General features: G+C 48.1%; 1 protein-coding gene. It reads right to left on the reverse strand.

Going from position 1 to position 2,312, the window contains the following annotated elements:
- Positions 1-2,210, reverse strand: a 2,210-nt coding sequence (locus H6F50_RS02890; protein WP_199291954.1) for a BTAD domain-containing putative transcriptional regulator, incomplete at its 3' end; no start/stop codon positions are given.
- Between the last annotated feature and the right edge of the window lie 102 nt (positions 2,211-2,312).

The raw sequence follows: 2,312 nt of genomic DNA on the forward strand, positions 1-2,312 counted from the left end.
ACCTGATGTAAATTCACTTCTCGTAAATCAGCCTGCCAGAGGGTGAGATGGGAGAAGTCATAACCTGTTAAGTCTTTTTGCAATTGAACGAGCAGATTGAGGATATTGCCACCTGCATATCCGGGTTTTCTCGACCATTCATTTCGTAGTTTTGAAAGCAGTTGAGTCAGCTGCCGCTCAACGTTGTACTGCCCATACAATCGGGTAATTAAAGTGTTTAAAACGGGTTTGACAATTTGTTGACTCTGAATCTCTCTGATGTAATCTTTGCCCTGAGGCTTGAGCAAGGCGTGGCTGTGCAGGATGGAAATTAGGGGTGTCTGGTTTTCGGCTAGCAATTCCCCATTTCCGACTTCTAAATGTTGAATTTCTTCACAGACTTGGGCAATCAATCGCTCAGTGATGTACTCCATCACCACAGGTTGCTGGGTATAGCTACCTGACTGCTTTTCGATCAGCGATCGCCAACTGAGAGAACCCAATGCTTCCAGTAGGTCTGCACGAGAAACGGTGGGAACGATATCCTCTGCCAATTCCGAGAAGGTTGTCCATTCTCGATTGATGGCAAGCCAAAACATAATTGTTTTTTCTAGGGGAGAGCATCGCTGACACTGCTGGTCTAGTAGTCTGTGAATCCCATTAAAAATCGTGGTATTTTGAGCGAGAAAATCTTGGATCTTGCCATCAAAAACATCTTGAATGGAAGTGGCAACAATCTTCAATGCCAAAGGATTACAGCCGTAGAACTGACACAAATGCTGTTGCTGTGCTTCAGAACCGATTAATCCTTTTGCTTGAATGAGTGCTTGCGCTGCCTCTGGCGATCCGCTCAGTTGCAAGGTTCGCACAGGTAAAGCTGAATTCCCATCAACTACACCTTCTAAGATGCCCACCTCAGCAGGCTTCTCCCGACTGGTCAGCACCAGGCAACTTTGATGAGCGGTTTCTGCGATCGCTCGCAGCAGTTCCCCGTAGCCTTCATATCCCGGACGATACTGCCCCGGACAACTGACCTGAAAAAGGGTTTCTGCATTGTCTAGAACGATTAGGCAGCGAGAATTTCGCAGCCAATATATTAGTCGTTCAAGCTCACCGCCCGTCTCTTGTTGTTCCGACAGAAAAGAGATCGAGTCGTGCAAAAGAGTTTGGAGGGTGGGAGCATTTCGTAGCGATCGCCAAATTACAAAATCAAATTCTCCCTGGATTTCCTGCGCTAGTTTGGCGGACAAGGCAGTTTTCCCAATTCCACCCATGCCTAATAAGACAACTAGCCGACAGCGATTCTGTAAAATGCACTGCTTGAGCGTGTTTAGCTCTTCTGTCCGTCCGTAAAATAGGCTTACATCGATGATTTCGCCCCAATCGCAACGAGGTTGCCTGTCGTTTTGACTGGGTGTATTTAATTCAGAATTCGTATTGAGTAATTCAGAGCTTTTTTCTCGACTGATTATCCCTTCAGAATCTTCATTCAGCAGGCGATCGTAGAGGTCGCGGGTAATCGGGCTAGGATCGATTCCTAACTCTTCCCGTAAAAGCGTCATGCAGCGGTGGTAGATTCGCAAGGCACTCGCGCGATCGCCATTAAGCGCGTGCAGTTGCATCAAGTCACCATAAGTTGCTTCGTTGAGCGAGTCAACTTCTAACAACTGCTGGGCATAGCGCATCGCCGTCCGGATATCCCGTTGCTCCTTTAACAGGCGAACCAACCATTCCAATCCTTGGATAAAAATTTGTCGCAGTCGTTCCTGTTCTGGAAAAATCCATTCGTCGTAACAGTTAGGCAGTAAATCCCCCTGATAGAGGGCTACCGCCTGTTCTAACAAGGTTCGGACGGTTTTCCGGTCAGCCGCTTGTTCTGCCTCCTCCGCTTGAGCCACTTTCCGCTCGAACTCTGCAACATCTAACGTAAAAGGTGCATCTGAGCGCCACTGTAGCGTTTTTGTATCTACTTCAATGAATCGATCCGCGTCCGGCAAAACCCGCCGTAAGTGGTGCAGTTCTCTTCTTAGGTTCGTTCGGGCTTGCTCGTCTGTTGAGTCAGCCCAAAATAGGGAAGCCAGCCGCTGACGAGGCTGAGGCGTGCCGCTGTGCAGCACCAGATATGCCAGCAACGATTGCGATCGCTCCCCGCTCACGTCTGTCACCGGCTTTTCGTCATAAGTTAGGCGAAAGCCACCTAGCAATACGATCTCTAAAGTAGGCAGCATCATATTTTTACTCTGCCCGTCCATTTGGTACTCAGTCTATAACTTTTCGCAGTTTACTGACAGCCGCTTGCGATCGCGGTTAATACTCATCAACTTATAACTGCT

The sequence above is a fragment of the Coleofasciculus sp. FACHB-712 genome (assembly GCF_014695635.1).
Classification (GTDB): domain Bacteria; phylum Cyanobacteriota; class Cyanobacteriia; order Cyanobacteriales; family FACHB-T130; genus FACHB-T130.